General features: G+C 54.1%; 21 protein-coding genes and 2 tRNA genes. 12 read left to right on the top strand and 11 right to left on the bottom strand.

Annotated features, from left to right (window positions below):
* Positions 1-146: 146 nt before the first annotated feature.
* The 4 genes from ACJJIF_RS11155 to ACJJIF_RS11170 form a co-directional block, all read right to left on the bottom strand.
* Positions 147-1,013, bottom strand: a complete 867-nt coding sequence (locus ACJJIF_RS11155; protein ID WP_444932288.1) for a ribosome-inactivating family protein — start codon at positions 1,011-1,013, stop codon at positions 147-149.
* A gap of 210 nt (positions 1,014-1,223) precedes the next feature.
* On the bottom strand, positions 1,224-2,327 hold the full coding sequence (locus ACJJIF_RS11160; protein ID WP_444932289.1) for a phosphoribosylaminoimidazolesuccinocarboxamide synthase: 1,104 nt from the start codon (positions 2,325-2,327) through the stop codon (positions 1,224-1,226).
* A 97-nt stretch (positions 2,328-2,424) separates the two neighbouring features.
* On the bottom strand, positions 2,425-3,510 hold the full coding sequence (locus ACJJIF_RS11165) for an AI-2E family transporter (RefSeq protein WP_444932290.1): 1,086 nt from the start codon (positions 3,508-3,510) through the stop codon (positions 2,425-2,427).
* Between the two features lie 23 nt (positions 3,511-3,533).
* The gene (locus tag ACJJIF_RS11170) at positions 3,534-3,863 is read right to left on the bottom strand and encodes a sulfurtransferase TusA family protein (protein WP_444932291.1); all 330 of its coding nucleotides are present in this window, start codon (positions 3,861-3,863) and stop codon (positions 3,534-3,536) included.
* Positions 3,864-4,013: 150 nt separating this feature from the next.
* On the opposite strand from ACJJIF_RS11170, the gene ACJJIF_RS11175 reads away from it, so the two are divergent.
* A complete protein-coding gene (locus tag ACJJIF_RS11175; RefSeq protein ID WP_444932292.1) occupies positions 4,014-5,522 on the top strand; it encodes a M48 family metalloprotease in 1,509 nt (502 codons plus the stop codon).
* A gap of 80 nt (positions 5,523-5,602) precedes the next feature.
* On the opposite strand, the gene nadA is transcribed toward ACJJIF_RS11175, so the two are convergent.
* Entirely contained in the window at positions 5,603-6,655 is a 1,053-nt protein-coding gene (gene nadA / locus ACJJIF_RS11180; RefSeq protein WP_444932293.1) for a quinolinate synthase NadA, read from the bottom strand.
* A 120-nt stretch (positions 6,656-6,775) separates the two neighbouring features.
* Here nadA and ACJJIF_RS11185 point away from each other — a divergent pair, with 120 nt between their 5' ends.
* Positions 6,776-7,873, top strand: coding sequence for an NAD(P)/FAD-dependent oxidoreductase (locus ACJJIF_RS11185; protein WP_444932294.1), 1,098 nt, complete (start codon positions 6,776-6,778; stop codon positions 7,871-7,873).
* 175 nt (positions 7,874-8,048) lie between these two features.
* Here ACJJIF_RS11185 and ACJJIF_RS11190 read toward each other — a convergent pair whose 3' ends face one another.
* Positions 8,049-9,515 carry a hypothetical protein gene (locus ACJJIF_RS11190; protein ID WP_444932295.1) on the bottom strand — a complete coding sequence of 489 codons (1,467 nt, stop codon included), beginning with the start codon at positions 9,513-9,515 and terminating at the stop codon, positions 8,049-8,051.
* Positions 9,516-9,822: 307 nt separating this feature from the next.
* Between ACJJIF_RS11190 and ACJJIF_RS11195 the strand changes: the two genes are divergently transcribed.
* The gene (locus ACJJIF_RS11195) at positions 9,823-10,125 is read left to right on the top strand and encodes an amidohydrolase family protein (RefSeq protein WP_444932344.1); all 303 of its coding nucleotides are present in this window, start codon (positions 9,823-9,825) and stop codon (positions 10,123-10,125) included.
* 25 nt (positions 10,126-10,150) lie between these two features.
* On the opposite strand, the gene ACJJIF_RS11200 is transcribed toward ACJJIF_RS11195, so the two are convergent.
* Positions 10,151-11,128: a winged helix-turn-helix transcriptional regulator gene (locus ACJJIF_RS11200; RefSeq protein ID WP_444932296.1), complete on the bottom strand. Its 978-nt coding sequence runs from the start codon at positions 11,126-11,128 to the stop codon at positions 10,151-10,153.
* Positions 11,129-11,261: 133 nt separating this feature from the next.
* On the opposite strand from ACJJIF_RS11200, the gene ACJJIF_RS11205 reads away from it, so the two are divergent.
* The 9 genes from ACJJIF_RS11205 to ACJJIF_RS11245 all read left to right on the top strand — a co-directional run bounded on the left by ACJJIF_RS11205 (position 11,262) and on the right by ACJJIF_RS11245 (position 22,321).
* A complete protein-coding gene (locus tag ACJJIF_RS11205) occupies positions 11,262-11,636 on the top strand; it encodes a hypothetical protein (RefSeq protein WP_444932297.1) in 375 nt (124 codons plus the stop codon).
* Positions 11,637-11,870: 234 nt separating this feature from the next.
* The gene (locus tag ACJJIF_RS11210; RefSeq protein WP_444932298.1) at positions 11,871-12,818 is read left to right on the top strand and encodes an NAD(P)H-dependent flavin oxidoreductase; all 948 of its coding nucleotides are present in this window, start codon (positions 11,871-11,873) and stop codon (positions 12,816-12,818) included.
* A 66-nt stretch (positions 12,819-12,884) separates the two neighbouring features.
* A complete protein-coding gene (locus ACJJIF_RS11215) occupies positions 12,885-14,402 on the top strand; it encodes a carotenoid oxygenase family protein (protein ID WP_444928434.1) in 1,518 nt (505 codons plus the stop codon).
* Positions 14,403-14,413: 11 nt separating this feature from the next.
* On the top strand, positions 14,414-16,075 hold the full coding sequence (locus tag ACJJIF_RS11220) for a class I adenylate-forming enzyme family protein (RefSeq protein ID WP_444928435.1): 1,662 nt from the start codon (positions 14,414-14,416) through the stop codon (positions 16,073-16,075).
* A gap of 289 nt (positions 16,076-16,364) precedes the next feature.
* Entirely contained in the window at positions 16,365-16,595 is a 231-nt protein-coding gene (locus ACJJIF_RS11225; RefSeq protein WP_444928436.1) for a hypothetical protein, read from the top strand.
* Positions 16,596-16,664: 69 nt separating this feature from the next.
* Entirely contained in the window at positions 16,665-18,950 is a 2,286-nt protein-coding gene (locus ACJJIF_RS11230; protein WP_444928437.1) for a TonB-dependent receptor, read from the top strand.
* Positions 18,951-19,391: 441 nt separating this feature from the next.
* Entirely contained in the window at positions 19,392-20,627 is a 1,236-nt protein-coding gene (locus ACJJIF_RS11235; RefSeq protein ID WP_444928438.1) for an acetyl-CoA acetyltransferase, read from the top strand.
* A gap of 68 nt (positions 20,628-20,695) precedes the next feature.
* Positions 20,696-21,898: an acetyl-CoA C-acyltransferase gene (locus tag ACJJIF_RS11240; RefSeq protein ID WP_444928439.1), complete on the top strand. Its 1,203-nt coding sequence runs from the start codon at positions 20,696-20,698 to the stop codon at positions 21,896-21,898.
* A 150-nt stretch (positions 21,899-22,048) separates the two neighbouring features.
* Positions 22,049-22,321, top strand: a complete 273-nt coding sequence (locus tag ACJJIF_RS11245) for a hypothetical protein (RefSeq protein ID WP_444928440.1) — start codon at positions 22,049-22,051, stop codon at positions 22,319-22,321.
* A gap of 246 nt (positions 22,322-22,567) precedes the next feature.
* On the opposite strand, the gene ACJJIF_RS11250 is transcribed toward ACJJIF_RS11245, so the two are convergent.
* From ACJJIF_RS11250 to queE, 4 genes are all read right to left on the bottom strand, one after another.
* Positions 22,568-22,643 (bottom strand) — tRNA-Lys (locus tag ACJJIF_RS11250).
* Positions 22,644-22,750: 107 nt separating this feature from the next.
* A tRNA-Lys gene (locus ACJJIF_RS11255) sits at positions 22,751-22,826 on the bottom strand.
* A 135-nt stretch (positions 22,827-22,961) separates the two neighbouring features.
* Entirely contained in the window at positions 22,962-23,639 is a 678-nt protein-coding gene (gene queC, locus ACJJIF_RS11260; RefSeq protein ID WP_444928441.1) for a 7-cyano-7-deazaguanine synthase QueC, read from the bottom strand.
* Positions 23,640-23,674: 35 nt separating this feature from the next.
* Positions 23,675-24,334 carry a 7-carboxy-7-deazaguanine synthase QueE gene (gene queE / locus ACJJIF_RS11265; RefSeq protein WP_444928442.1) on the bottom strand — a complete coding sequence of 220 codons (660 nt, stop codon included), beginning with the start codon at positions 24,332-24,334 and terminating at the stop codon, positions 23,675-23,677.
* Positions 24,335-24,390 lie beyond the last annotated feature (56 nt).

The raw sequence follows: 24,390 nt of genomic DNA on the forward strand, positions 1-24,390 counted from the left end.
GACTTGGAACCCAACATTGCCACAGTTGACAATACACTTCTCTAATCGCTTGGGTAAATACATCAGCCTATGAAACTACTTAACTGACACAGAATCTTGAATACTCTCACCACCAATAACCCACTAGCGAGAGCGATTACAGAGAATTATTTATACTCTCTCTGGCTGAGTTCAGGTTCCTCTTTTAGGTTTTTCTCCAAAAGCGTCATATTAGCTTTTCGCTCCTGATATCCTTGCCCTATAAGTATATCCTTACAGCCCCCCTCGGTGTTTTTCGACCAGTTCTGAGCCCGGGCAAGAATCGCTTCCCTACTAATCTCCTCATACCCTGGTAACCCCGCCAAGTAGCCGTCGACCAGCCACAGGATTTGCTTATCGCGCATTGCCTCACAAACTACAAGCGCCATGGTTGCCAAGGCGTCTTTTACACCCTTAATGTCCTTAGAATCTCTAGCAGCTTGCTTTTTTTTAGTAAAACCCGCCAACGACTGTAAACTCTTGAGTATAGTCATTGGTCCTATATTAATTTTCCCTTCTCGCCGACCATCAGTTCTACGCTCAAGCCATGTCCACCCTTTTTCGTAAACTCCCAAGCTCCTATAATCCCCGCCAAATCCCAAATCAATATTATCCTCTCCGTTTCCCATAAGCACGCCAGAGTCACTAGTGTAAAAATTACAGCCATCGCCACCCTGAAAACCAATTAAATATAAGTCTTTGTCATTTATGTACAACTTACATTCATAATCAACTCGCGCCCCCCCTTCAAAACCACCCGCACACACAGTAACCTCCGAAGACGAAGAAAGGACAACCTTACCTTTCTTTTTTGCGTTTTTAGATGCAGCAACCCCTCCGCCAGTCTCAACCCAGCCACTTTTCGGCCCAGGATACTTCCCTAGAAAATGCACCACCAAATCAGTTACTTTAGCTGGATAAGTATATCCTTCACCAAGTTCAATACACATCGCAACTGAATTCAGATTCAATTTTAAATGTCGCCCTTCTATCACTCGACCATCTCCACAAATAAAATTTATTTAATCTTCATTATCGCACAACACAAAAAAGAACAGTGAAAGTGTAATAACCTGTACCCACCCTCGAGCAAACCAACCACAAAAAACAGATTTAAATAAATTTACCAACCCAACAAAAAAATACTTATTGAAAGGCACAAAAAAACCGGCACAAGCGCCGGTTTTTTATCAATCAAACTGAGATCAGTCGACCAAGCCATAATCCTTGCGCAACACTTCGAGCAGCTCAGCTTTGGGATTATCAGATATCTCCAGTTTCGTACCAACAATCTTCTCAGCAATACCAATATAAGTATTAGACAGATCCATCAGCATAGATTCCGGCAGCTCATTGTCGCGAGCCAAAGCCGAGCGCTCATCCATGCGGTCTTTGTTCAGCAGAATATCTGCATCAGGGAAATAGCTGAGTAGCGCTTGGCGGAAACCCTCTTTGGATTTTTCCACAATCTTGCCCGCGCGGTACTGCTCACCGTCCCAAATGCGGGAGGAATCTGGCGTGCCCACCTCATCCATATAAATCAGCTTTTCCTCACCATTGGCATCGGTGACATAGCCGAATTCAAACTTGGTATCGACAAAGACCTGGTCGAGCTTTTCCAGCTCTGCGGAAATCAAATCGAAACCTTCTTTCAGCAACTTCTCATACAGGTCGATATCGCCTGCATTGCGGAAGCCGAAGGCTTCGAAATTGTCTTCGATATTCTTGCGGGTAACATTGACATCGTCCGCTTCCGGTACGCCGGGGATGCCCTTGAGAATACCTTTACTGGAGGGGGTAATCAGCAGCTCTGCCAGCTTCTGGTCTCTGTGCAAACCATCGGCAATTTCAATGCCACAGAACTCCCGCTCACCCTTGTCATAGGCGCGCCACATGGAGCCGGTGATGTACTGACGGGCGATCGCTTCGATCATCACTGGACGCGCCTTCTGTACAATCCACACCAGCGGATGCGGAATATCCAGGATATGACTGTCCGCCAGACCCCGCTCTTTAAACAGCTTGAACCAGTGGTTGGAAATGGCGTTCAGCGCCGCGCCCTTGCCGGGTACACCGCGCATACCGCCTTCACCGCTCCAGATGCAATCAAATGCGGAAATGCGATCGGAAATCACCATCACGGCAAGGGGGGTGTCCGGGGCTACCGGGTAGCCTTTCTCCTCAATCAGGCGGCGGCTGTCGGCCTCGGTCAGCCAGTAAACGGAGCGGACTTTGCCGCTGTGGATAGGTTTGTCGGTGCGGATCGGCAGGTCATTATTGACCGCTAGAACTTTGTCAGCCAGGCTCATGGGCTCTCACCTATTTGAAGGGACCAAATAAAAGAAAGCGCGGCATTCTAGCAAATGCCGCAACCCGCAGACAGAAAAAGATAGCAGAGTAGCCCTCCTACTCCGCTATTCGCCTGGCCTCCCACTCGGCCTGGTGTTCGTGGGTGGGCCAGGCCGTCATAATGGCCTTGAGCAACGTCGCCAGCGGGATAGCAAAGAAGACCCCCCAAAAGCCCCAGATACCACCAAAGAACAGCACTGCGAGAATAATGGCAACCGGGTGTAAATTGACCGCCTCAGAAAACAGTAGCGGCACCAGTACATTGCCATCGAGCAGCTGGATAATGCCGTAGGTCACCATCAGATAGAAAAATTCATTGCTCCAGCCCCACTGAAACAGCCCAATAGCCGCAACAGGAATAGTGACAACAGCGGCGCCGATATAGGGAATCAAAACACTAAAACCCACAGCAACGGCGAGCAGTAGCGCGTAGTTCACCCCCAGCAGTAAAAAGGCGACGTAACTGACTGCGGCAACAATACCGATTTCAATCACCTTACCGCGCACATAATTAGCCACCTGATCGTTCATCTCGTGCCAAATCTGATGCAGCATGGGGCGCTCGGTGGGCAGCAGAGAGGTACACCAGCGAATCAGCTGATCGGAATCCTTGAGGAAGAAAAATACCAGGATCGGCACCACCACCACATAGATCAACAGCCCGGCAAAAATGGGCAGATTGGTCAGGGAGAAGGCCAGCAGCGTCTGCCCCAGTCCACCCAGCTCGCTGCCGAGCGTATTGAAAATTTCATCGATCTGGCCGGCGGAAATCAGGCGCGGGTAGCGCTCCGGCAGCAGCAACAGCAGCTCCTGGCCACGCTGTACCATATTCGGCAACTCTGTCCCCAGACGCACCAATTGGCGCCAGATAATCGGCAGCACCACCAGCAGCAGCGCTACAATAGTGCCCACCAACACCAGGCAGGACAGGCTGACGGCCAGCCAGTGGGGCACACGCCAGGACTTCAGCTTTTGCACCATCCCCTGCATCAAAAAGGCGATCACCAGCGCGGTCAGTACCGGGGCCAGCACAGCTCCCAGCGTCGCCAGAACCACCAGCGCCAGGGCCAGTATCAAGACCAGAAGTACCACCTCTTCCTGACCGAAGTAGCGATTCACCCAGCCTTTTACAATCGATAACATAGACTCTCGGGATTTATCTTTATTCATTTGCCAGCGTACAGCCAATATTGAAAGTTATTATTACATCGCTCGGCGCGCAGCAGGGTTCGACCACTTAAGGAGGCAAAGCTGTGGAAATCCCGCCAGGACCCTTCATCCGTGGCGAGGATGCAAAGCAGTGTTCCCTCCGGGTACTCCCGCAGCGCCCGGCGCATGGCCAGCAACGGTTGTGGGCAGGGCAGATCTCTCGCATCCACAATGGTGGCCGCGTCCCAATCCGGGGCATTGGGCTGATTGCTGGAGGAGATTACTGACATTGCCTTTTTAGTCACAGACCGGTATTGCTGCGGATTATAGCGCGAACCTGGCGCCATAACCTGCACCTGCTTTACGCTTTTTAACGATCCACCAGGCGCAGGCGTGAACCTTTTAGGGGCCACTGAGTCGAAGCCTCGACAGTCCAACGGGGTAGCGTATAGAGTTGGACTATAGATCCTTCATGGACAGACTGAGCAGTAATCAAGATGACTGATTCCAAAAACAATCTGCTTCACCGGACACACCCAGCCGCTATCCGCCATCGAATTCTCACGGGAGTGCGCGCACTGGCTATGGGGGCCTTACTCGGCACCCTACCCATTGCCGCCACAGCGGATAGCGGTGAGATCCGCCTTCCTGAGCTCGGTGACAGCACCAGCGGGATCGTCTCCCACACCCAGGAGAAAGAACTGGGGCAGATGATACTGCGCATGTTCCGCAGCCAGGTTCGCACCTCCAACGACGCTCTGATCCAACAGTATATCGAGGGGGTGATCAGTGAACTGGCAGAGTACAGTCCCCTGGAAGATAAAGAGATTCACCTTGTCGTAGTCAACAATAAGACTATGAATGCCTTTGCTGCGCCCGGCGGAGTCATGGGGGTTCACACCGGGCTGTTTCTGTTCGCCAAGAGCGAGGACCAGTTTGCCTCGGTTATCGCGCACGAACTGGCTCACCTCAGCCAGCGGCACTATGCCCGCTCCAAGGAAGAGCAGCGCAACAGCAGAATCCCCACTATCGCCGGCATGTTAGGCGCCCTGGTCCTGGCCGCCACGGCTGGCGGGGAAGCGGGGATAGCGGCCATGAGCGCCACCCAAGCGGCAGCCCTGGATAACCAGCTGCGCTTCAGCCGTAAAAACGAGCAGGAGGCAGACAGGGTCGGCATTGAAACTCTGGCCAAATCCGGGCGCGACCCCAAAGCCGCCGGTGAGATGTTCGAGCAAATGCTCAAGGCCACTCGCTACTACCAGCGCCCACCAGAGTTCCTCCTCACTCACCCCGTTACCGAAAGTCGAATTGCCGATGCCAAATTGAGGGCGCAGCGTATGGAGGCCGCCCCTCCCAGCAACAGCCTCGACTATCACCTAATGCGCGCGCGGGTGCGCCTCGCCACAGAGTCAACGCCTCAGCAGGCAGTAAAGCGCTTTAGCGCAGAGCTGAATGGGGTCAATGACAACGAGGATGCCGCCCGCTACGGCCTGGCCCTGGCACAGGTTGCCACCGGCAAACCGGACTCAGCGCTGGATACCTTGCAGCCACTGCTGGATAAAAATCCATCCAAGCCCACCTATATACTGGCGAGGGCAGATATTGATCTGGCCAGAGAAGATTACAAAAGCGCCACCCAGCGCCTCCAGCAAGCTCTCAACCACAACCCCGGCGATCACGCCTTAATTATGGGGCTCGCCAATGCCCACTTCAAAGCCGGCAATTACCTGGCTACCGAGCGCCTTCTATCTAAGTACAGCCGCACGCGCAAAGATGACTCACAAGTTTGGTATCTGCTTGCGGAAACCCACGGCTTGGCTGGGGATATCGTCGGCGTGCACGAGGCCCGCGCCGAGTACTATATCCTCAATGGTGTATTCGACAAGGCCCTACAGCACCTGCGCCACGGCATCCGTATGTCCAAGGATAACTATCAGATTCACGCCATCCTGCAACAGCGCCTAAAAGACGTGCTGAAAATGCAGGAAAAGCTCGAAGAGCTATAGCACCTAAGCACCTACCCCAAAGCAAAAAGAGCGGCCAATGGCCGCTCTTTTTGCTTAACTCTGCGCTGTTTTCGCAGCTACTAGCTCTTGCGAAAATCCAGCATGCGCTGTAACGGGATCATCGCCTTTCTGCCCAGCTCCGGGTCGACAAAGATCTCATTATCGCCACGCTCCAGTACACCGCAGAGGTTCTCCAGAGAGTTCATCGCCATCCAGGGGCAGTTTGCACAGCTGCGGCAAGTCGCGCCCGCACCGGCAGTGGGCGCCACCATCAGCTCCTTATCCGGGCACTCTTGCTGCATCTTGTAGAAGATACCCTGGTCTGTAGCCACAATAAAACGCTTCTCCGGGCGGGTCTTGGCAGCATTGATTATCTGGGAGGTAGACCCCACCACATCCGCCAACGCCACCACAGAGGCGGGGGATTCCGGGTGTACCAAAACCACCGCGTCCGGATAGAGGGCCTTTAAGTCCTCAACACCCTTCGCCTTAAACTCCTCATGAACGATACAGGAGCCGTCCCAAAGCAAGACATCGGCGCCCGTTTCGCGCTCGACATAGCCACCCAGGTGCTTGTCCGGTGCCCAGAGAATCTTTTCGCCATTGGCATCCAGGTGATCCACCACATCCAGGGCAATACTGGAGGTTACCACCCAGTCAGCACGAGCCTTTACCGCCGCCGAGGTATTCGCGTATACCACCACTGTGCGGTCCGGATGCTGATCACAGAAATCGGAAAACTCCTCAGGGGGACAACCGAGGTCCAGGGAGCAGGTGGCCTCCAGAGTCGGCATCAATACCCGCTTATTGGGAGTGAGAATCTTGGCGGTCTCGCCCATAAACTTGACGCCGGCAACCACCAAGGTGTCGGCGGAGTGCTTGGCACCAAAACGGGCCATTTCCAATGAGTCAGAAACACAACCCCCGGTTTCCTCCGCCAGGGCCTGGATCAAGGGGTCGGTATAGTAGTGTGCGACCAGTACTGCATTCTGTTCTTTCAACAAGCGCTTAATACGCTCGCGCCATACTTGCAGCTCTTCTTCGCTATATTGTGACATTACCGGCTCCGCCAGGTGCGCCTGCACCAAAGAGCGAGAATCTACAGTGTCTGCGGCAATGGACTTCTGAGTCATGACTAACTTCCAGTCGCGGAAAAGCGCGCATTATAGCGCAATGCAACAACACCACCACTTACCCCTTGGACAGTAATTTCAATCTGGCGTTACAGGCAAAATATATGGCAGGGGCTCGATATGGACACCGTGGATAGCGTCGTAGTTGGAGCCGGTATTTTGGGGTTGGCCTGCGCCTATCAATTGAGTCGCAGCGGCCGCGAGGTGATGGTATTGGAACAGCACAATGCCATCGGCACCGAAACCAGCGCCCGCAACAGTGAGGTCATTCACGCGGGGCTCTACTACCCAACGGGGAGCTTAAAGGCCCGCGCCTGTGTTGCCGGCAAATCCCTGCTGTATCAATTTTGCCGGCAATACAGTGTGCCCCACAGGCGGATCGGCAAACTGGTTGTCGCCACCGATAAAGCGCAGCTAATACGGTTGCGCAGCCTAAAAGCCCAGGGAGATGCCAATGGTGCGGGAGGACTGCGCTTACTGAGCGCCACTGAGGCCCGATGTTTGGAGCCTGCATTGCGGTGTGTCGGCGCCCTCTACTCAGCCACAAGCGGCATTGTCGACAGCCACAGCCTGATGCTCGCTCTTGAGGGGGCCTTGGAGAGGAAGGGTGCAGAGGTGGTGCTCGCAAATAAAGTTGTCCAGATTGAAATCTCCACCGGCACCTACCTGCTGATAATGGCGGACGGCTACCGGCTGAAAGCCCGCAACCTGATTTTAGCCACAGGCCTTCACACCAGCGCACTACTAAAAACTATTGATAGCGACGCAGTGCGACAGGCAATTCCCAATACTTATTTCGTAAAAGGCAGCTACTTTACCCTCTCCGGCAAAGTGCCCTTTTCACACTTGATCTACCCGCTACCCGAAGTTGCGGGGCTGGGGATTCACCTCACCCTCGATATACACGGCGGCGCACGCTTTGGCCCGGATACGGAGTGGGTCGATAGCATCGACTACCGGGTAGACCCCGGCAAGCGAGAAAAATTTTATCGCTGTATTCGCCGCTACTGGCCCGGGGCCACGGAAAATACACTGCGGCCCGGCTATGCCGGTATTCGCCCACAAATTGTGCCAAAGGGAGTGCCCGCTGGGGATTTTCAGATTTATCGCCAGACGCTAAACAATGAAGCCCAGTTACTGGCATTTCTGGGGATCGAATCTCCCGGCCTCACCTCAGCCCTATATCTGGGCAAACTCGTCACGCAGATGATTCACTAATCAGTTGCCGGGGGGAGGCCAATGCATTCACTAGACGCCCTCCCCTTATTCATATTGCGCAGCCAGCGCAAGCTTAAAGTGATGAGCCCCTGAATAGTGACTTAGGCAGGGAAAAGACAGAGGCTCCACATTTTGGCCAATAAACACCCGAGCAAAATGCGGAGCCCGGCAAAACCTACTGGTAAACCAACCCTATATTTGAGATACCAATTTGTGTTGCAACCGCCGTCTGAGCGTCCAGCATTTGCTCAGCGGTAAATTCATTCATATCTCCCAGCTGGGTGACGGTTGTCGAACTCAGCGCATTCCCGTCCTGCAACACCCCTACGCTATTACTGATACCATCTTGCACTATAGAGGTTGTAACCGATACCGCTAAAGACTGCTCAATAACCGCCTCATTGGAAGCCCCCAATTGAGAGAGTGTCACAGTGCTGAGGAGATTTTCTTCCTGTAGTACTTCCGCGCTATTACTGTCACCGTCCTGCTCCACTGAAGCTGCATCTGATACCGACAACAGCTGCACAATCGTCGCCTCATTTGCAGTCCCCCCCTGAGTCAGTGTCGCAGTAACAAGCTCAGTTTCCTCTTGCCCTATTCCCCCGATATTCCCGCTACCATCCTGATCTATAGAAGCCTGATCCGATAACGACAAAAATTGCTCAATAAACGCTTCATTTGCAGACCCCACCTGGGTCAGTGTCGCCGATGCAGAAGAGACCTCCGACTGATAGGTTATCCCCATATTTCCTACGCCCGCCTGAGTGACAGTCGCAGTACTGGCACTGACGAGATCCCCCTGAACCCCCCCAGCAAAGTTGCCATCCCCCGCCTGGAGCACAAACACAGAACTGCCGGCAACACCAAATTCCTGTAGAGCTCCGCCAAGGTTGCCATCCCCCAACTGGAAAATAGTGGCAGAACTTGCGCTAACATCATTGCTCTGAAGAATTTCAATCTCGTTCCCATCACCGGTTTGACTGGCGACAACTGAAGCGCTTTCCACCACGTTCGACTGCTCGCCCAAAAAGACATTCTGATCCCCGTCTTGCTGTACAAATATCGAAGCCAATTCCACATCGCTCTGCTGGGAAATCTCGGCTATATTGTCATCGCCAATTTGGAACAGATAGAGGGTACTCGTCAAAACCCCCAGGGTCTGCCCGGTTATGGTCGCACTATTAGAGTCACCCTCTTGCCCAACCCCAATCGTCGAGCCATAAGTCCCGTCCTGGGTTACCTGCAGAAAGTTCATATTTCCTTCCTGGATCACTGCCAGGACCCCACCAAACGAGTCGAGCTGCTGTGCAACGGCTTCGTTGTTATCTCCGACCTGCTCGATCTCCAGCCCACTGGACTCCGCCGACGTCTCCTGGGAAGACTCTGCGCTATTACCGTCCCCCTCCTGAATGTGGATCATAAGATTACCGACCGCATCAGAGGCCTGAGTCGTTAGCGATAAATTGTCATTTCCAATTTGGGTGACATCGATCCAGTTGCCCACAGCTGTAGGGTCAACCTGATTGACGTTAGCAGTATTGCTACCTCCCTCCTGACTGACAGTCGTCTCATTATCAGAAGCCACAACAGCACCGCTCATCGCAGTTAATATGGCTATAACAACAGGCTTTAACTTCCTCATAACTCAATCCTTAACCTAATATCCATACTTTTGCCGGGACTTAGCAAAATGCGCCTCAGGTGACGTCAATACGAGCCGAGCGGAATGCAAATCGACAAGCCACCAAATAAGCCTTATCGATAAGCGGCAATACAGCTATAAGAAGGAAGTGGGGAAAAGCTAGGAACAAAGTTTGGGATTAAATTTCTGTATTACCAAGATAACAACTTAGGTGCACAGAAATCAAAGAGCCGACTGTTGCTGTGCCTGCTGTTGCAATGCAAAACTGGGCCCGACCGCAGTATCCAGTCCTTAGGCGGAGTGATTACTGCGGGCAGCGACGCACCGGTGGACAGCCGCCGACCCCCAACCGTTTCAAAATATGGAAATGGCCATGACACGGGACGGCAGCGACTATGGCAATCCCTATATCCTTAACATCGATGAGCGGTTGCATATCCACTCGATCATCGCGGCCTATACCATTAACGGTGCACGGGCGATGAGCCAGGCAGCCGAGCTGGGAACCCTGGAAGCGGGCAAAAAAGCGGATTTTATAGTGATCTACCAGAACCTGGTTGAACTGGCGGATAAAGGGAGGCTGAGAAAATCAGTGACACCCGGGTATTAATGACCTGGTTTGATGGCAAGCTGGTTTACCTTCGTGAACCCGCCGCTCCCCTGGCATCGGAGTAAACCAATTTGGCAAAACGCACCTCATTTGCCAACACGGGTTCATCACACGCTTCGCAAATAACCTCAGTGGCCAATTCGACGCCACAAGTGCGATGCACCAGCTTGAAGGGGTGCGAGACCTTCGGCAACCATTCCAGTACCCACTGGCGCAGGGCCATGGTCTGGGGGTAGAGCGACTTGCCTTTTTCCGTCAATTGATATTCGAAACGGGGAGGATTGCTTTGGTATTCATGCCGGCTGAAGACCTCCATCTCCACCAGTAACTTAAGTCGATCAGCCAGTATATTGGTCGCCACCCCCAATTGCTGGCGAAAATCATCATAGCGGCGCAAACCTATAAAGGCCGCAGCCAAAAGTAACAGGGTCCAGCGATCACCGATAATATCGATGATATGCGCCAGAGGCTGATCGCCGCTGGACTCGACCCGGATACGCCGCTGATTGCCAAACGCTTTTAAATCTTTCGCCGAGGCCGGTTCCGCGTTCTCGTTAACCACCCGCTCCACATCATCGAGATGCAAAGGCTCCCGACAGTGCCTGCACACGCTTATCGGTTTTAACAGGTGACCCGAGGCTGTCGCATGATAAAGCTGCGACGGCACGCCCGCTTCTTTTGCATCCCCCCCCCATTGATGCTCCCATTGCCATATAAGCAGCGCCCAAGGGTAAAGCCCAAGCCCCTTGTCGGTGAGCCGATACTCAAATCTCAGTGGTGCGGTCTGATATGGATTTTTATAGAGGATTCCAAGGAACACCAGGGATTCCAAACGTTTGGACAAGGTTCCGCGAGAAGCGCCGGTATGGGTGCGAAATGCTTCAAAGCGGTGCTGACCCAGGAAGGCCTCGCGCAATATCAAAATAGTCCAGCGATCGCCAAGGATATTCAGTCCCCGGGCAACAGGGTTTGACAGAATTTGATTGGTAACTTGCATAGACATATTTTAGGGGAAAGCCCCGGCCGAATAAACGGCAGCCCTGTATCAACTCTTGATACAGCGCAATCATACTGATGATCTCATAGCACAAGTTACTTTTACTGGAAGACTTATGTTTTTTTGTAAAAGATAAAATATGGAAAATTCTATGGACGCCTGGTTCGACAAACACCGCTCAACCCTGAACAAGGCACTGAATGCCGGCGCCCAGCAGGTACGCAGAGGACGACGGCGAGCGTATCAGCTATCGAGAACTGGTGCGCCGCAGCGAAGCACTTGCCGCAGGCTTGGCCAACAGTTACCAATCGGCGGTCGCGTGGCCCTTTGTGCCCAGAACCACATTGGCCTCCCAAGTGCCTTTCTCGCTATTCTCGTGGACCACTCAATTACTCCCACCTACAAGCGGATGCTGTTTCTGAACGGCAATAATCGTCCCACCGCCGCTGAGTTGATCGCGGCTCACCACGACGCCCCTGTTGCCGCCCGCCCTGGCACCCCTCCCCTTGAATGATTCCCTGTAGCGCCTCGCTCTATATTCACCTGAAGCATCCGGCCCACTCTCATGCTCAAACCACCAGAATTCCGGGCGCTGCTCGCCCCGATCCATGCCTCCTCCAATATCTCATCTCTCTCAACCACTTAATTTCATTTTTTACTTGCATTGTTAGACCTACAGGGTAAGCTCGAGAGGCTTGCAATATAGAACTCACAGCTATCAGCACCCGCGAAGCCAGGAGTTACCCGTATGACACAGGCCGCCGACTTCTTCAGCCAGCTGCGCATCCCCGCCATGCAGGCCCCCATGTTTTTGATTTCCGGACCGGAGATGGTGATCAATGCCTGCCGGGCCGGCATTATCGGCTGCTTCCCCACACCCAACGCCCGCACTCTTGAGATCCTCGACGAGTGGATGACGCAAATCAACGCGGTGGTAAGCACCGATGACGGGGCGACCCCTGCAGTGCCCTGGGCCGTCAATATCATCGTGCACCCCTCCTATCCGCGCCGCGATGCCGATCTGGACCTAATCCTCAAGCACAAGCCGCCCATCGTCGTTACCGCGCTGGGTAGCCCGCAGTATGTAGTGGATCAAATCCACAGCTATGGCGGTATTGTATTGGCCGATGTGATCAGCCCTCGCTTTGCCAAAAAAGCCGCAGCCGCAGGCGTAGATGGCCTGGTACTGGTCAGTGCCGGTGCCGGCGGTCACACCGGCCACCTATCGCCGTTTGTCTTTGTCAATGAAATCCGCCAATGGTGGGATGGCTTACTGGTGCTCGGCGGAGGTATCAGCACCGGCCGCGCCATTCACGCTGCACAGACCATGGGGGCAGATATCGCCTATCTCGGCACTCGCTTTATCCCCACCACTGAGAGCATGTGCCAACAGGCTTACAAGGAGATGGTGGTCGACTCCAATGCCGACGACATCGTCACCTCCGACGCCATTACCGGCGTCAAAGCCAATTGGATGCGGCAGTCACTGATCAACGGCGGCTACGATCCCGCTAATATGCCCGCACAGGGAAGTATCGACTTTGCCAGCAACGGCGCCGACAACAAGCGCTGGAGGGATATCTGGACCGCCGGCCAGGGGGTGGGCGCTTCCACCGGCGTAGCTCGGATCGCCGCTATTGTGGAAGAACTGGATAACGAATACCGAACCTCCAAAGCCCGTATGGCCTGCCTCTGAACGGCCTCACCACGGCAATGTAAAACCGCTACAGCCAATACAGATTAGGATTGAGGAGCCGCGTTCATGACAAGCCTGGAAGTGACCGAAAAAAATATTATAACCCGCGCCCGGGACGGCTCCCTGCCTCCCGATGCGCCGGGCTGGACGGCAGAGATAGACAATCCCTATTTACACGGTGTCTACGCCCCTACCACGGTGGAAACCGAAAGTGCCGAGCTTGAGATTGTCAGCGGCGAGATTCCCGCAGACCTCTACGGCGCCTATCTTCGCAACGGCCCCAATCCAGTGTTCAAGCCCAAGCATAATTATCATCCATTCGATGGCGACGGCATGCTGTACGGCATCTTTTTTAAAGACGGCGAAGCCAGCTATCGCAATCGATGGATTCAGACCGAATCACTCAAACTGGAATTAGAGGAAAGTAAAAGTATCTGGCCGGGCGTGATGGGGCCTTTCGATTTCACACTGCCGGGTTTTCCCATCAAAGACACCTCCAACACCGATGTGATGTACTTTAACGATCACATTATATCGCTGTGGTACAACGCCGGTATTCCCTACAAGCTCGATCCCACCACCCTCGAAACCAGAGGGCGGGAGACGCTCAACGGTCAGCTCAAGCGCGCCCTGTCTGCCCATTCAAAGCTGGACTGGGAAAAGGAGGAATTAATTTTCTTTGATTACTTCGATGACTTTCCGCACATGAGCTACGGCATTGCCGACAGAAAGGGCAATATCATCCACCAGGAAAATATCGAATTGCCGGGGCCGCGGCTGCCACACGATATCGGAGTCACCCCCAATTTTGTCATCCTCCATGACTGCCCCTTTTTCCACGATGTAGAACTCCTGAAACAAAACCGCAAGCGCGTTGTGGCGTTTCATCGCGATATTCCCACTCGCTTTGGTGTGCAACCTCGCTACGGCAAAGGCAGCGAAGTCAAATGGTTTGAATGCGAACCCTGCTACATCCTGCATGTGGTCAATTGCTGGGAGGAAGGCGACTGGGTGGTGCAGGTGGGTTGCCGGTCCACCAATCCCATGCCCAAGGCCGACCCTGGCGACGGTGACCTGTCCCATATGCTGGCCTACATGCGCCTGGAAGCCAACATGTATGTGTGGAAGTTCAATATGAAAACTGGGGAAGTGATCGAAGGCGATATCGATACTACTAATTCCGAATTTTGTCGCGCCAACCCACTCTACATGGGTTATAAAAGCCGCTTCAGTTTTAACCAGTACATTATGACCAGAAAGAACGACGCTGTCGGCACCCTGGCCTTCGGTGCGCTGCTGAAATACGACCTCGAAAGCGGTCATATCCAGCGTTACGATTACGGTCGAGGGGTGTTCGGCAGTGAAACACCTTACTGCCCCAAACGCGGTGCCACCCGCAACGATCCGGAAGACGACGGCTACCTCACGACCTTTGTAACCGACACCAATGATTGGTCGTCCTATTGTTTGATTTTCGATGCCCGCGACATTACCCCCGGACCTGTTTGCAAAATCAAGATGCCCCACCGCATGCCCTATGGTTTTCACGCCAACTGGGTTCGCGGAGAAGATATCTACAAGTAGGCGGGGGAGCTATGATTATTACCCCGCAAGAAAAGCTCGATCTCTACCAGCAGCAGGGCCGCTGGGACGGCCGCCGACTACACGACCTACTGTACAAAACTGCGGCGAAAAAACCCGAGGAAATAGCGCTGGTTGACCCGGCCGACAAAGTGCATCTGACCGGTGGCGAGCCACAACATCTCACTTATCGTCAACTCACCCGGCAGATCGATCGCCTGGCGACAGTACTGCTGCAACAGGGCATTGGCAAAGACGATATCCTGCTGGTGCAGATGCCAAACATCGTCGAGCTGGTATTGGTGTATATGGCGGCTTCGCGCCTGGGAGTCATCGTCAGCCCGGTGGCCGTTCAGTATCAGGAACACGAACTGTCGGACATTATTCGCATTCTCGAACCCAGCGCGGTGATCGGTGTTGCCGAACTCAAAGGCGCCGCGTTTCTCGATCACCTGCAAGCCGCCATAGATCGGGTCACCACACTCCCGAAGGCACCGCAACTGCTGCTGTGGGGAGAGGCCGAGGGCTGTGTCAATCTGAGCAACGCCCTGCGAAAAGATGTCGATCAATCGACACTCAAACACTACTGCGAAAATACCCACATTTCCGCCAACGATATACTGACCATCTGCTGGACATCAGGGACTGAGGGATCACCCAAGGGGATTCCCCGCTCCCACAATCAATGGCTCGCCGTAGGGCGGGCCACCTACGAAGGCAATCGCATCGAGGATGGTGAAGCCCTACTCAACCCATTCCCGTTTATCAATATGGCCTCCATCGGTGGCCTGTTCCTCAGCTGGCTCTACAGCGGTGGCAAACTGGTGCTGCACCATCCACTGGATCTGCCAGTGTTTTTACTACAGATCGTCGAAGAGCAGATCAGTTACACCCTCGCACCACCGGCACTGCTCAACAACCTGCTCAAAAATGATCAATTGCTAGCCAGCTGCAATTTCAGCGGTATTCGCGCTATTGGCTCCGGTTCTGCACCGTTGGACGAATGGATGGTGGCGGGATTTAAAGAGCGATTCGATATTGAGGTGGTTAACCACTTTGGTTCCAATGAAGGTGTCAGCCTGCTCTGTGGACCCAATGAAACCGACAGTCCCGCCAAGCGCGCCAGACTCTTTCCCCGCCATAGTACTATCATGCAGGCCCGACTGGTCAATCCCGAAAATGGTGAGCTTATCGAGGAGCCCGGGCACCAGGGAGAACTCCAGATCCAGGGCCCCGGCGTATTCGATGGCTACTACAAAGACCCGGAGAAAACCGCCCGATCCTTTACCATAGACGGCTACTTCCGCACCGGTGACCTGTTTGAAATCGATTCAGACACACCTGACTTCTACCGCTTTATCGGACGCTGCAAAGACGTGATTATTCGCGGCGGCATGAACATCGCCCCGGCAGAGCTGGACAATCTTATATGCGCCCATCAAGACGTTGCCCAAGCCGCTGTCGCCGGCTATCCCTGTGAAGTGATGGGAGAACGCGTAGCGGCATTCGTGGTAAGCAGATCCGGCCGGGCACTGCAACTTGAAGACATTGTCAGCTATTTGAGAGATCAGAAGTTGGCCCCATTCAAACTGCCGGAGAAGCTGGTGATGGTCGAAGCCATTCCCCGCAATCCGCTGGGCAAGGTTTTACGTCATCAACTGGAAAAATTGATCTGAAGACGGCGTTATCAATGATCCGCGACAGTGCCAATTCGACTTCGCGCAACTGCAGTGTGACAGCATAACTCGGGATACGGCCTCCCAGAACACCACAGGCAGCTTTACAGAAAAGGAATCGGCCATGCTCAACCGTCTCTAAGGTGGCGTCAAAGATGGCAAAGACAACGTCATCAGTCCAACGTTAACACCGGGTTCCGAGCACTACACCGACATCTGGCTGTTTGGCAGCAAAGGGAAACCGGCCCAGGCGTAGCTGCCTCGTCCGGCTACCGCTACCTGCTGTCCAATGATCTCTACGGCCGGGAAGATTAATGCACCGGCGGAATTCGATCCCCCGGAAATCGTCGCCAACCGGGTGGAAACCGGTGAAATTCCCGACAGTTTTATGGCAGAGCAACGCTGTGCCAGCAAGCGTTTGATTAGAGCGCGCCCTATTTGCGCCCACCCCAAAACCGCCAGCTTAATCGCCGGCAAGGATGTCGATAAACCTGGAAGCTATCAGTGCACCGAGCCCTGACAGCGCCAGGGGATAACAAACAGTACCCAATCAACTTGAAGAACTGTACAACAGTCACAGAGAGTAAAAATGGCTACTAAAACAATTATAACTGTTCCAGTAATACTCTTAGCCTGCGCCATAACAGCAACACCTGCGGCCACCTACGAGATCGAGGAAGTAGTGGTCACAGCGGAAAAACGCACCAAAAGTATTCAGGATGTTCCCATGTCCGTCGCCGCCATCGGTGGTGACGATGTGGGTATCGGTAAGATCACAGGCATGGACGATGTCGCCATGACAACACCCGGTATTTCATTTAACCAATTCAATTTGGGAGAGCCCCGGATCTTTATTCGCGGCATTGGCAACACCTCGGACTCGGCAGCCAGCGATTCCGCCGTAGGCATCTTTATCGATGAGGTTTATATCGGTCGAACCGGTGGCAGCGGCTTTGATCTGTTCGATCTGGAACGTATAGAAATCCTGCGCGGTCCCCAGGGCACCCTTTACGGCAAAAACACCAACGGTGGTGCCATCAATTTTATTACCAGCCGTCCCACCCAGGAGCCTTCCACAAAGCTCAGTCTGACTGCGGGTAACCAGGGGCTGATTCACGCCCAGGCGTTACTGAACGGCGGCCTGACCGACTCGGTATCCGGCAAAATCAGTATTGCCACCAAACAGCGCGACGGCTTTTACAAGAATGTCATCACCGACGCCGAAATCATTAACGAAACCAGCCTCACCAACAGTCCTATTATCGGTAATTCCGCCGGCGCTGCCGGCAGTGGCGATGAGCTGGGCGATATCGACAACCAGAGTCTACGCGCCCAGCTATTGTTCGATGTAAGCAGTGATACCACCCTGCTGTTAAGCGCGGACTACTCGCAAGATGAGAGTAACGGCAGCTGTCGCCACCTTGAAAACCTGGACCAGGGTATCTTGGGTACCGGCGCCCTGTGGGCATTGGGCATGTCCGAAGCCTACAACGCGGACAAACGGCAATGCGCATCACAGTTCGACACGGGCCAGGAGAGAAAAATCCAGGGGGTAATGGCCCGCATTGAGCACGACCTCAAGTGGGCCAGCCTGCTTTCTATCAGCGCCTGGCGCGCCAGCGATTACACCACGGTGGATGATCTGACCGGCCTCCCACTGAACGAACCGACCGCCGTTCTCACGGTTCCGGAAAACGTCATTGACGGCGTGGATGAAGAAGCCTCACAGTTTTCCCAGGAATTCCGTCTTTCCGGCACCCATGAAAATATCGACTGGATCGCCGGCGTGTTCTATATGGAGGAACAGGTGGAGCGCGACGAGCAATTCTACACCCAATTCAGTGTGCCCCTGCAGGAGTTGGGACTGGCCCCCATAGGCAACGTGCTCTTTGTGCAGGACAACACCACCACCAGCTTGGCCACCTATGGCCAGCTGGACTGGCGACTGAGCGATCAATGGACGCTGACCTACGGCATTCGCTGGAGCCGGGATGAAAAAGAGATTACCCAGGATGCGCAGGACTTGCTGGGCACCGGCTTCCCGACTGGCGTACCGCTGATTCTTCCGGAATTTACCGCGCCGGTCAAAGGCGAGGAAGACTGGTCGGAAGTGACGCACAAGGCCTCAATCAACTATCATTTCAGCATAAATACAATGGTTTATCTCACCTACGCCGAGGGTTTTAAAAGCGGTGCCTTTCCCTCGCAGACCAACCTTGCGAGCAATGCGACCCAGACCGTGGACCCGGAAATTGTGGAAAACATTGAACTGGGCCTGAAATCCAGTTGGTATGACAACCGCCTGCAGTTTAACCTGTCCTTCTACCATATGGATTACAACAACCTGCAGGTATTTGAACTTACGCCGACCCTGCTCCTGGTGTTGAATAATGCTCAAGCAAAGTCAAAGGGCTTTGAAGCCAGTATTACCGTTGCCCCAACGGAAAACCTGCTAATCAATGCCAGCTTTAACAGCGGAGAAGCCCGCTACGAAGAGTTTATTACCGCCTCCGGCGCAGATCTTACGGGCAATACGCTGCCAAACGCCTCTGACGAATCTACCACCCTGGACACTGACTATTCCCTGCCCCTGTCAGGGGGAAGCACGCTGGACTTCAACGTTAATTACAGCTGGAAAAGCGAGTATTACACCTCCTCATCCAACGACAACAAGGTTAAACAGGATGCCATCGGCAGACTTGGTGCCACTGTTACCTGGCACAGTGCCGATGAATTGCTGAGTGTTGGCGCCTGGGGGAAAAACCTCGGGGACAAGGATCAGATTGCCCATCGCATTGTGGACCCGACCGGTATTACTTCTGAGAAATATATGCCGCCGAAAACTTATGGTGTCACTGTCACAAAAAGTTTTTGAAAACAAAAAGCGGTTTCCGGCAGCTGAGAAAATCCTCGTTACAGACGGGGGGTTCTGTTTCAAACGAACGCTTTCTCGCCCGTATAAATCAACTTGAAACAAGTCAAACACGACAGCCAAAAAACACCGTTTCGGTATTAAACCCACCTCTACAGTCTTACAATGCAAGTCACATGTTATAACAATCGCTGAAAGGCAACACTATGACATCGACGTCACAGACCAAGGAGTTCGAGGGCCACAACACATCGGCGTGGACGATCAAGGAAAACCACTGCCACAACGTGAATCCTTACCTGCACAGCGCCCTGATCACCACCTTCTGCCAGGCCGCGTTAATCCGGTCACTCTGGATACAGAAGGCCAGGAAACATTTAACAGCCAGCTGTCCTGCCAGATATCAGCCCACAACCACTTAGAATCCAGCCCAGGAAACACACTATGAACCACGCCCCCGTTTACATTCTCGGCGGTAGCCAAACTGATTTTGCAGTCAACTGGGCACGCCAGGGCAAAGGCCTCTACGACCTGTTCGAAACCTGCCTGAACAACGCCCTGCAGGAGACACGGATCGATCCCGATGATATCGATGTCGCCCATGTCGGGAACTTTGTATCCGATCTCTTCACCGGTCAGGCTCTGCTCGGTGGTTACTTTGGTCACGTTCACCCCGCTCTGCACAACATAGCCACATCGCGGCACGAAGCTGCCTGTGCTTCGGGTTCAATGGCTCTGCTGGCGGCGATGCGAGACCTGGAGGCGGGGCACTACAATCTGGCCTGTGTTCTGGGTATCGAGCTGATGCGAAATGTCGACGGAAAGACAGGCGCCGATCATCTGGGGGCGGCCGCTTGGCGCGGGAGAGAAGATCAGGATTGCACCTACCCCTGGCCGCACTTGTTCAGTCAGCTATTCGAAGAATATGAGCGGCGTTACGGTACTGATATCAACCATCTCAGGCGCATAGCAGAAATCAATTTTGACAACGCCCGCAATAACCCCAATGCGCAAACGCGGCATTGGAAATTTACGCCCGAGAGCTTCAGTGATGACGACAAGGATAATCCACTGATCGAAGGCAGCCTGCGTAAACATGATTGCGGGCAAATTACCGACGGAGCAGCAGTGGTTTTTCTCGCCAATGAAAAGTATGCCCGCCAGTACGCCAAGTCCCGCAGCCTTGCCCTGGCCGACATCCCCGCCATCAAGGGTTGGGGACACCGCAGCGCGCCCATGTTGATGGCCCGAAAACTGGAAATCGGCCGCGATCAACCACTGGTTTTCCCTCATGTGAAGGGTACTTTCGACGATGCCCTGAAAAGAGCCCGTTTACCGGATATCCACAGCCTGGATGCAATGGAGGTGCATGACTGTTTTTCCATGACGGAGTACATGATCATCGATCACTCCGGTCTGACGCCACCGGGCGATTCATGGAGAGCGATTGAGAGTGGCGCAATTGAAATGGGCGGCAAGTTGCCCATCAATCCCAGTGGCGGCCTGATTGGCCTCGGGCACCCGGTGGGCGCCACCGGAGTACGCATGATGTTGGACGCCTACAAGCAGGTCAACGCTAAGGCCGGCGACTACCAAGTGGAGGCCGCTGAAAACGTCGGCATCTTCAACCTGGGCGGCAGTGCCACCACCTGCGCCACCTTTGTGGTCGGCAAATTGTAAATTCAGTGCCCTGAAAAATTATTTCGGTCTTTAAATCAACTGACACTCTCAATACCACCGGAGCCAGTATGAGATCGGCCTATATATACGATGCGATTCGCACTCCGCGCACAAAAGCGCGCCCCGACGGCAGCCTTCACGAACTCACGCCATACGACCTTCTGGCAACGCTTTATCGGGCACTGGAAGAGCGGACCCGGCTGAATCCCTCTGATATAGGTGATGTCATCCTGGGCTGTGTGACGCAAGCGGGAGAACAGGCGGCCAATATTGCCAAAACCTCCACCCTCTATGCCGGCTGGCCTGTTCACATCCCGGGCATGACTGTTAATCGCTACTGTTCATCGGGAATCGATGCCATCAATACGGCCGCCATGAAGGTGATGTCGGGACTGGACGACCTGGTTGTGGCCGGGGGTGTCGAGATGATGTCCCGCGTACCCATGCTCTCCGATAAAGCCGCCCCCTTTATGGATGCCAAACTGGCCACCCAGTTGGGTATGTTTATGATGGGCTGCGGTGCAGACCTTATCGCCTCACTGTATGAAGTCACCCGGCAACAGGCGGACGCCATCGCACTTGCCAGCCAGAAAAAAGCGGCAAACGCCAGGGAGCAAGGTTATTTCAAATCGATCATTCCCTTGACCAATCCGATTAAGGGTATCACTGTCAGCTCAGACGAAGTCATCCGCCCACAAACCACCATGGACTCCCTGGCGAACATGGAACCGGCCTTTGCCGAGCTGGGAGCCAAGGGCGTCGACGAGGCGCTACGGGCGGGATTTCCCCAGCTTCAGGAGATTGTTCACGTGCATACCGCCGGAAACTCACCGGCCATGGCCGATGCCGCCTCGGTTCTGTTAATCGGCTCGGATCAGGCAGGCGAGAAATTGGCCATTAAGCCGCGAGCCAGAATATGCGCCATGGTAAACGTCAATGATGATAACCGCACGGTTATCTCCGGCTGTGTCAAAGCCGCAGAGCAGCTAATGAAACGGGAAGGCCTCAACGCTCGGGACATCGACCTGTTCGAGATTCACGAAGCCTTTGCCGCCACCATGATAAAGTGCCAGCGCGACTTGGACATCGACGACAGCAAACTGAACGTCAACGGCGGCTGTATCGCACTGGGCCATCCCCTCGGGGCAACCGGCGCCATCATGACGGGTACCCTGCTCGATGAACTGGAAAGAAGGCAATTTACCCGCGGTATCGTTGCAGCCAGCGGTGCCGCCGGGGCCGGTACGGCCCTGATGATTGAGCGCCTATAGACCCGGGGCAGTTCGGTCTGCCAAGACGGGGGGGGCAACTATTCACATTTATTCACATTCCTTGCGCAAATGGGTATTACCGCCTTCTATATAGAGCACCATAAAAGCAAGTACCACCTAACCGAAGGTCAAAGAGCTACGGACCTTCAAGTGCCTAAGATCACCATGGAAGAGATCGGGGATACGTCGGCAAAGCCCTACTCGCCCAGTTGGGATGAACAGGCAAAGTTATTCAGTTTACCGAGCAAGGACCCGGCTGAAACCTGCGAATTCAAAGTCAACACCGATCTCGGGGATGAGAAGGCCTGTCAGCTCAAACGGGAGTGGGAGCATGAGGTAGTCGGATATGGAGTGTCCATCTTGATCATCCCGGGAGGGATGGCCAAGAATGCCGAAGATCAGCCCGTTACCCTGAACCGGTGAACAATAGCATTGTGGATCAGCGCTGCGGTAACGGCCGTGATTGGGTGTTTCCGTCACCAAAAACCGGCAAGCAGAGGTTTAACCTCAATAACAGTGGGCCGGAAAAACTGAACCTGATTGAGGCGGCTAACAAAGCCTGTAAACTGCGACTGAAAGCGGTTCTAAGACGTGTGATATGAAAGCTCACACACTGGTAACATATTGAGAGGTTTGTTGGTGATGACCAACTCTGAAACACTTGTGAGATGGTGGGTCGTGCTGGATTCGAACCAGCGACCAATTGGTTAAAAGCCAACTGCTCTACCAACTGAGCTAACGACCCCCAGGATGGTTGGACTGACTTGGTAATGGTCCAACTCGGGTTGCCTTTACCTTCGCGCAGAAGTGTAAAAGCGCTGCGGTCTGCCTTGGGCATCCCTATCGAAAAAATGGTGGGTCGTGCTGGATTCGAACCAGCGACCAATTGGTTAAAAGCCAACTGCTCTACCGACTGAGCTAACGACCCTTTCTTTCGATGCCTCGTTGTGAGGAGCTGCGTATCTTACGGATCTATTTCGAAAACACAATACCTAACTCGAAAAAAAATCTAACAAATTTAAGGAGTTAGGTATTTACCCCAAAATTTGACGTCAACGGCCAATTACGGCACGTAGACCGTCGGGTCCTGTAGGCCGGCCTCGGCAAAGCCGGCGGCTCGCAGGCGGCAACTATCGCAGCGACGACAGGCAGCACCATCCGGCAGGGCCTGATAACAGGATACCGTTAAACTGTAGTCCACCCCGAGACGGGACCCTTCGGTGACGATATCCGCCTTGCTCATATCCATCAGCGGCGCACGGATAGACAGCTTACTGCCCTCGACACCGGCCCTGGTCGCCAGGTTGGCCATCTTCTCGTAGGCCTCGATATATTCAGGGCGGCAATCCGGGTAGCCGGAATAATCCACAGCGTTCACACCCACGAAAATATCCTGAGCGCCCAGCACCTCTGCCCAGCCCAGGGCAATAGACAGAAATACCGTGTTGCGCGCCGGCACATAAGTCACCGGAATACCGGTGGTTTCCTCCTCCGGCACCTCGATAGAGTCATCGGTCAGGGCCGATCCGCCGATCGAGCGCAGATCGAGCTTGACCACCTTGTGCTCAACCGCACCCAGGTTCTGCGCTACCTTTTGCGCCGCCAATAGCTCTGCCTCGTGGCGCTGGCCGTAATCGAAGCCCAGGGCGTAACACTCGTAGCCCTCGGCGCGAGCCATGGCCAGTACGGTGGCCGAGTCCAGGCCGCCGGATAGCAGGATTACCGCTTTCTTTGCTGTCATTTTTTCCTCTTTTTTTGATGTGGCCCAGCGGCGCTTTACACGCCCGGGATATCGCCCCACAACAGCTTGTGCATTTGCATCTGCATGCGCACTTGCAGCCCGTCCTCCAGTATCCACTCCGCCAATTGGCGCGGCTGTAACTGCTCGTAGCTGGGAGAGAAAAGCACCTCGCCAACGCGCTCGGGGAGGCGGTACTGATCCAGGGTGAATCGAGCCCAGTCGTAGTCCCCGCGATCGCAGATCACAAACTTAACCTGATCCTGGCGAGTGAGTACTTGCATATTCTCCATACGGTTGCGGTGCTGCTCCCCGGAGGCCGGCGTCTTCAAATCGACGACTCTCGAGACCCGCTCATCCACCTTCTCCACCGGCATGGCGCCACTGGTCTCAAGGGATACGGCATAGCCCGCATCGCACAGCGCCTTCATCAGGGGAAAACAATTGGGTTGGGCCAGGGGCTCACCGCCGGTAACGCACACATGGCGGGCGGGGTGGCTCTGCACCTGCTGCAAAATCTGCTCCAGGGTCATGCGCTCACCGCCGTAAAAGGCATACTCGGAGTCACAGTAGGTACAGCGCAACGGGCAGCCCGTCAGGCGTACAAACACCGTGGGAAGGCCACTTTCTCGCGCCTCCCCCTGAAGGGAGTAGAAAATTTCACTAATTCTGAGTGATTCTTTGGAAAGACTGGTCATACACATCCGACACAAAAACGCCCGAGTGGCACATGCCACCCGGGCGCGGGATCATA

It is taken from the genome of Microbulbifer regidiadema (SeqCode), assembly GCF_052467605.1.

Bases quoted from the DNA above. Each gene is read 5' to 3' on its own strand.
- ACJJIF_RS11205 (WP_444932297.1), top strand. From the start codon at position 11,262: ATGGAAAATTCTATGGACGCCTGGTTCGACAAACACCGCTCAACCCTG.
- ACJJIF_RS11190 (WP_444932295.1), bottom strand. From the start codon at position 9,515: ATGAGGAAGTTAAAGCCTGTTGTTATAGCCATATTAACTGCGATGAGC.
- ACJJIF_RS11210 (WP_444932298.1), top strand. From the start codon at position 11,871: ATGACACAGGCCGCCGACTTCTTCAGCCAGCTGCGCATCCCCGCCATG.
- nadA (WP_444932293.1), bottom strand. From the start codon at position 6,655: ATGACTCAGAAGTCCATTGCCGCAGACACTGTAGATTCTCGCTCTTTG.
- ACJJIF_RS11220 (WP_444928435.1), top strand. From the start codon at position 14,414: ATGATTATTACCCCGCAAGAAAAGCTCGATCTCTACCAGCAGCAGGGC.
- ACJJIF_RS11185 (WP_444932294.1), top strand. From the start codon at position 6,776: ATGGACACCGTGGATAGCGTCGTAGTTGGAGCCGGTATTTTGGGGTTG.
- ACJJIF_RS11235 (WP_444928438.1), top strand. From the start codon at position 19,392: ATGAACCACGCCCCCGTTTACATTCTCGGCGGTAGCCAAACTGATTTT.
- ACJJIF_RS11200 (WP_444932296.1), bottom strand. From the start codon at position 11,128: ATGTCTATGCAAGTTACCAATCAAATTCTGTCAAACCCTGTTGCCCGG.
- ACJJIF_RS11230 (WP_444928437.1), top strand. From the start codon at position 16,665: ATGGCTACTAAAACAATTATAACTGTTCCAGTAATACTCTTAGCCTGC.
- ACJJIF_RS11240 (WP_444928439.1), top strand. From the start codon at position 20,696: ATGAGATCGGCCTATATATACGATGCGATTCGCACTCCGCGCACAAAA.
- queE (WP_444928442.1), bottom strand. From the start codon at position 24,334: ATGACCAGTCTTTCCAAAGAATCACTCAGAATTAGTGAAATTTTCTAC.
- ACJJIF_RS11165 (WP_444932290.1), bottom strand. From the start codon at position 3,510: ATGTTATCGATTGTAAAAGGCTGGGTGAATCGCTACTTCGGTCAGGAA.
- ACJJIF_RS11170 (WP_444932291.1), bottom strand. From the start codon at position 3,863: ATGGCGCCAGGTTCGCGCTATAATCCGCAGCAATACCGGTCTGTGACT.
- ACJJIF_RS11175 (WP_444932292.1), top strand. From the start codon at position 4,014: ATGACTGATTCCAAAAACAATCTGCTTCACCGGACACACCCAGCCGCT.
- ACJJIF_RS11225 (WP_444928436.1), top strand. From the start codon at position 16,365: ATGATCTCTACGGCCGGGAAGATTAATGCACCGGCGGAATTCGATCCC.
- queC (WP_444928441.1), bottom strand. From the start codon at position 23,639: ATGACAGCAAAGAAAGCGGTAATCCTGCTATCCGGCGGCCTGGACTCG.
- ACJJIF_RS11215 (WP_444928434.1), top strand. From the start codon at position 12,885: ATGACAAGCCTGGAAGTGACCGAAAAAAATATTATAACCCGCGCCCGG.
- ACJJIF_RS11160 (WP_444932289.1), bottom strand. From the start codon at position 2,327: ATGAGCCTGGCTGACAAAGTTCTAGCGGTCAATAATGACCTGCCGATC.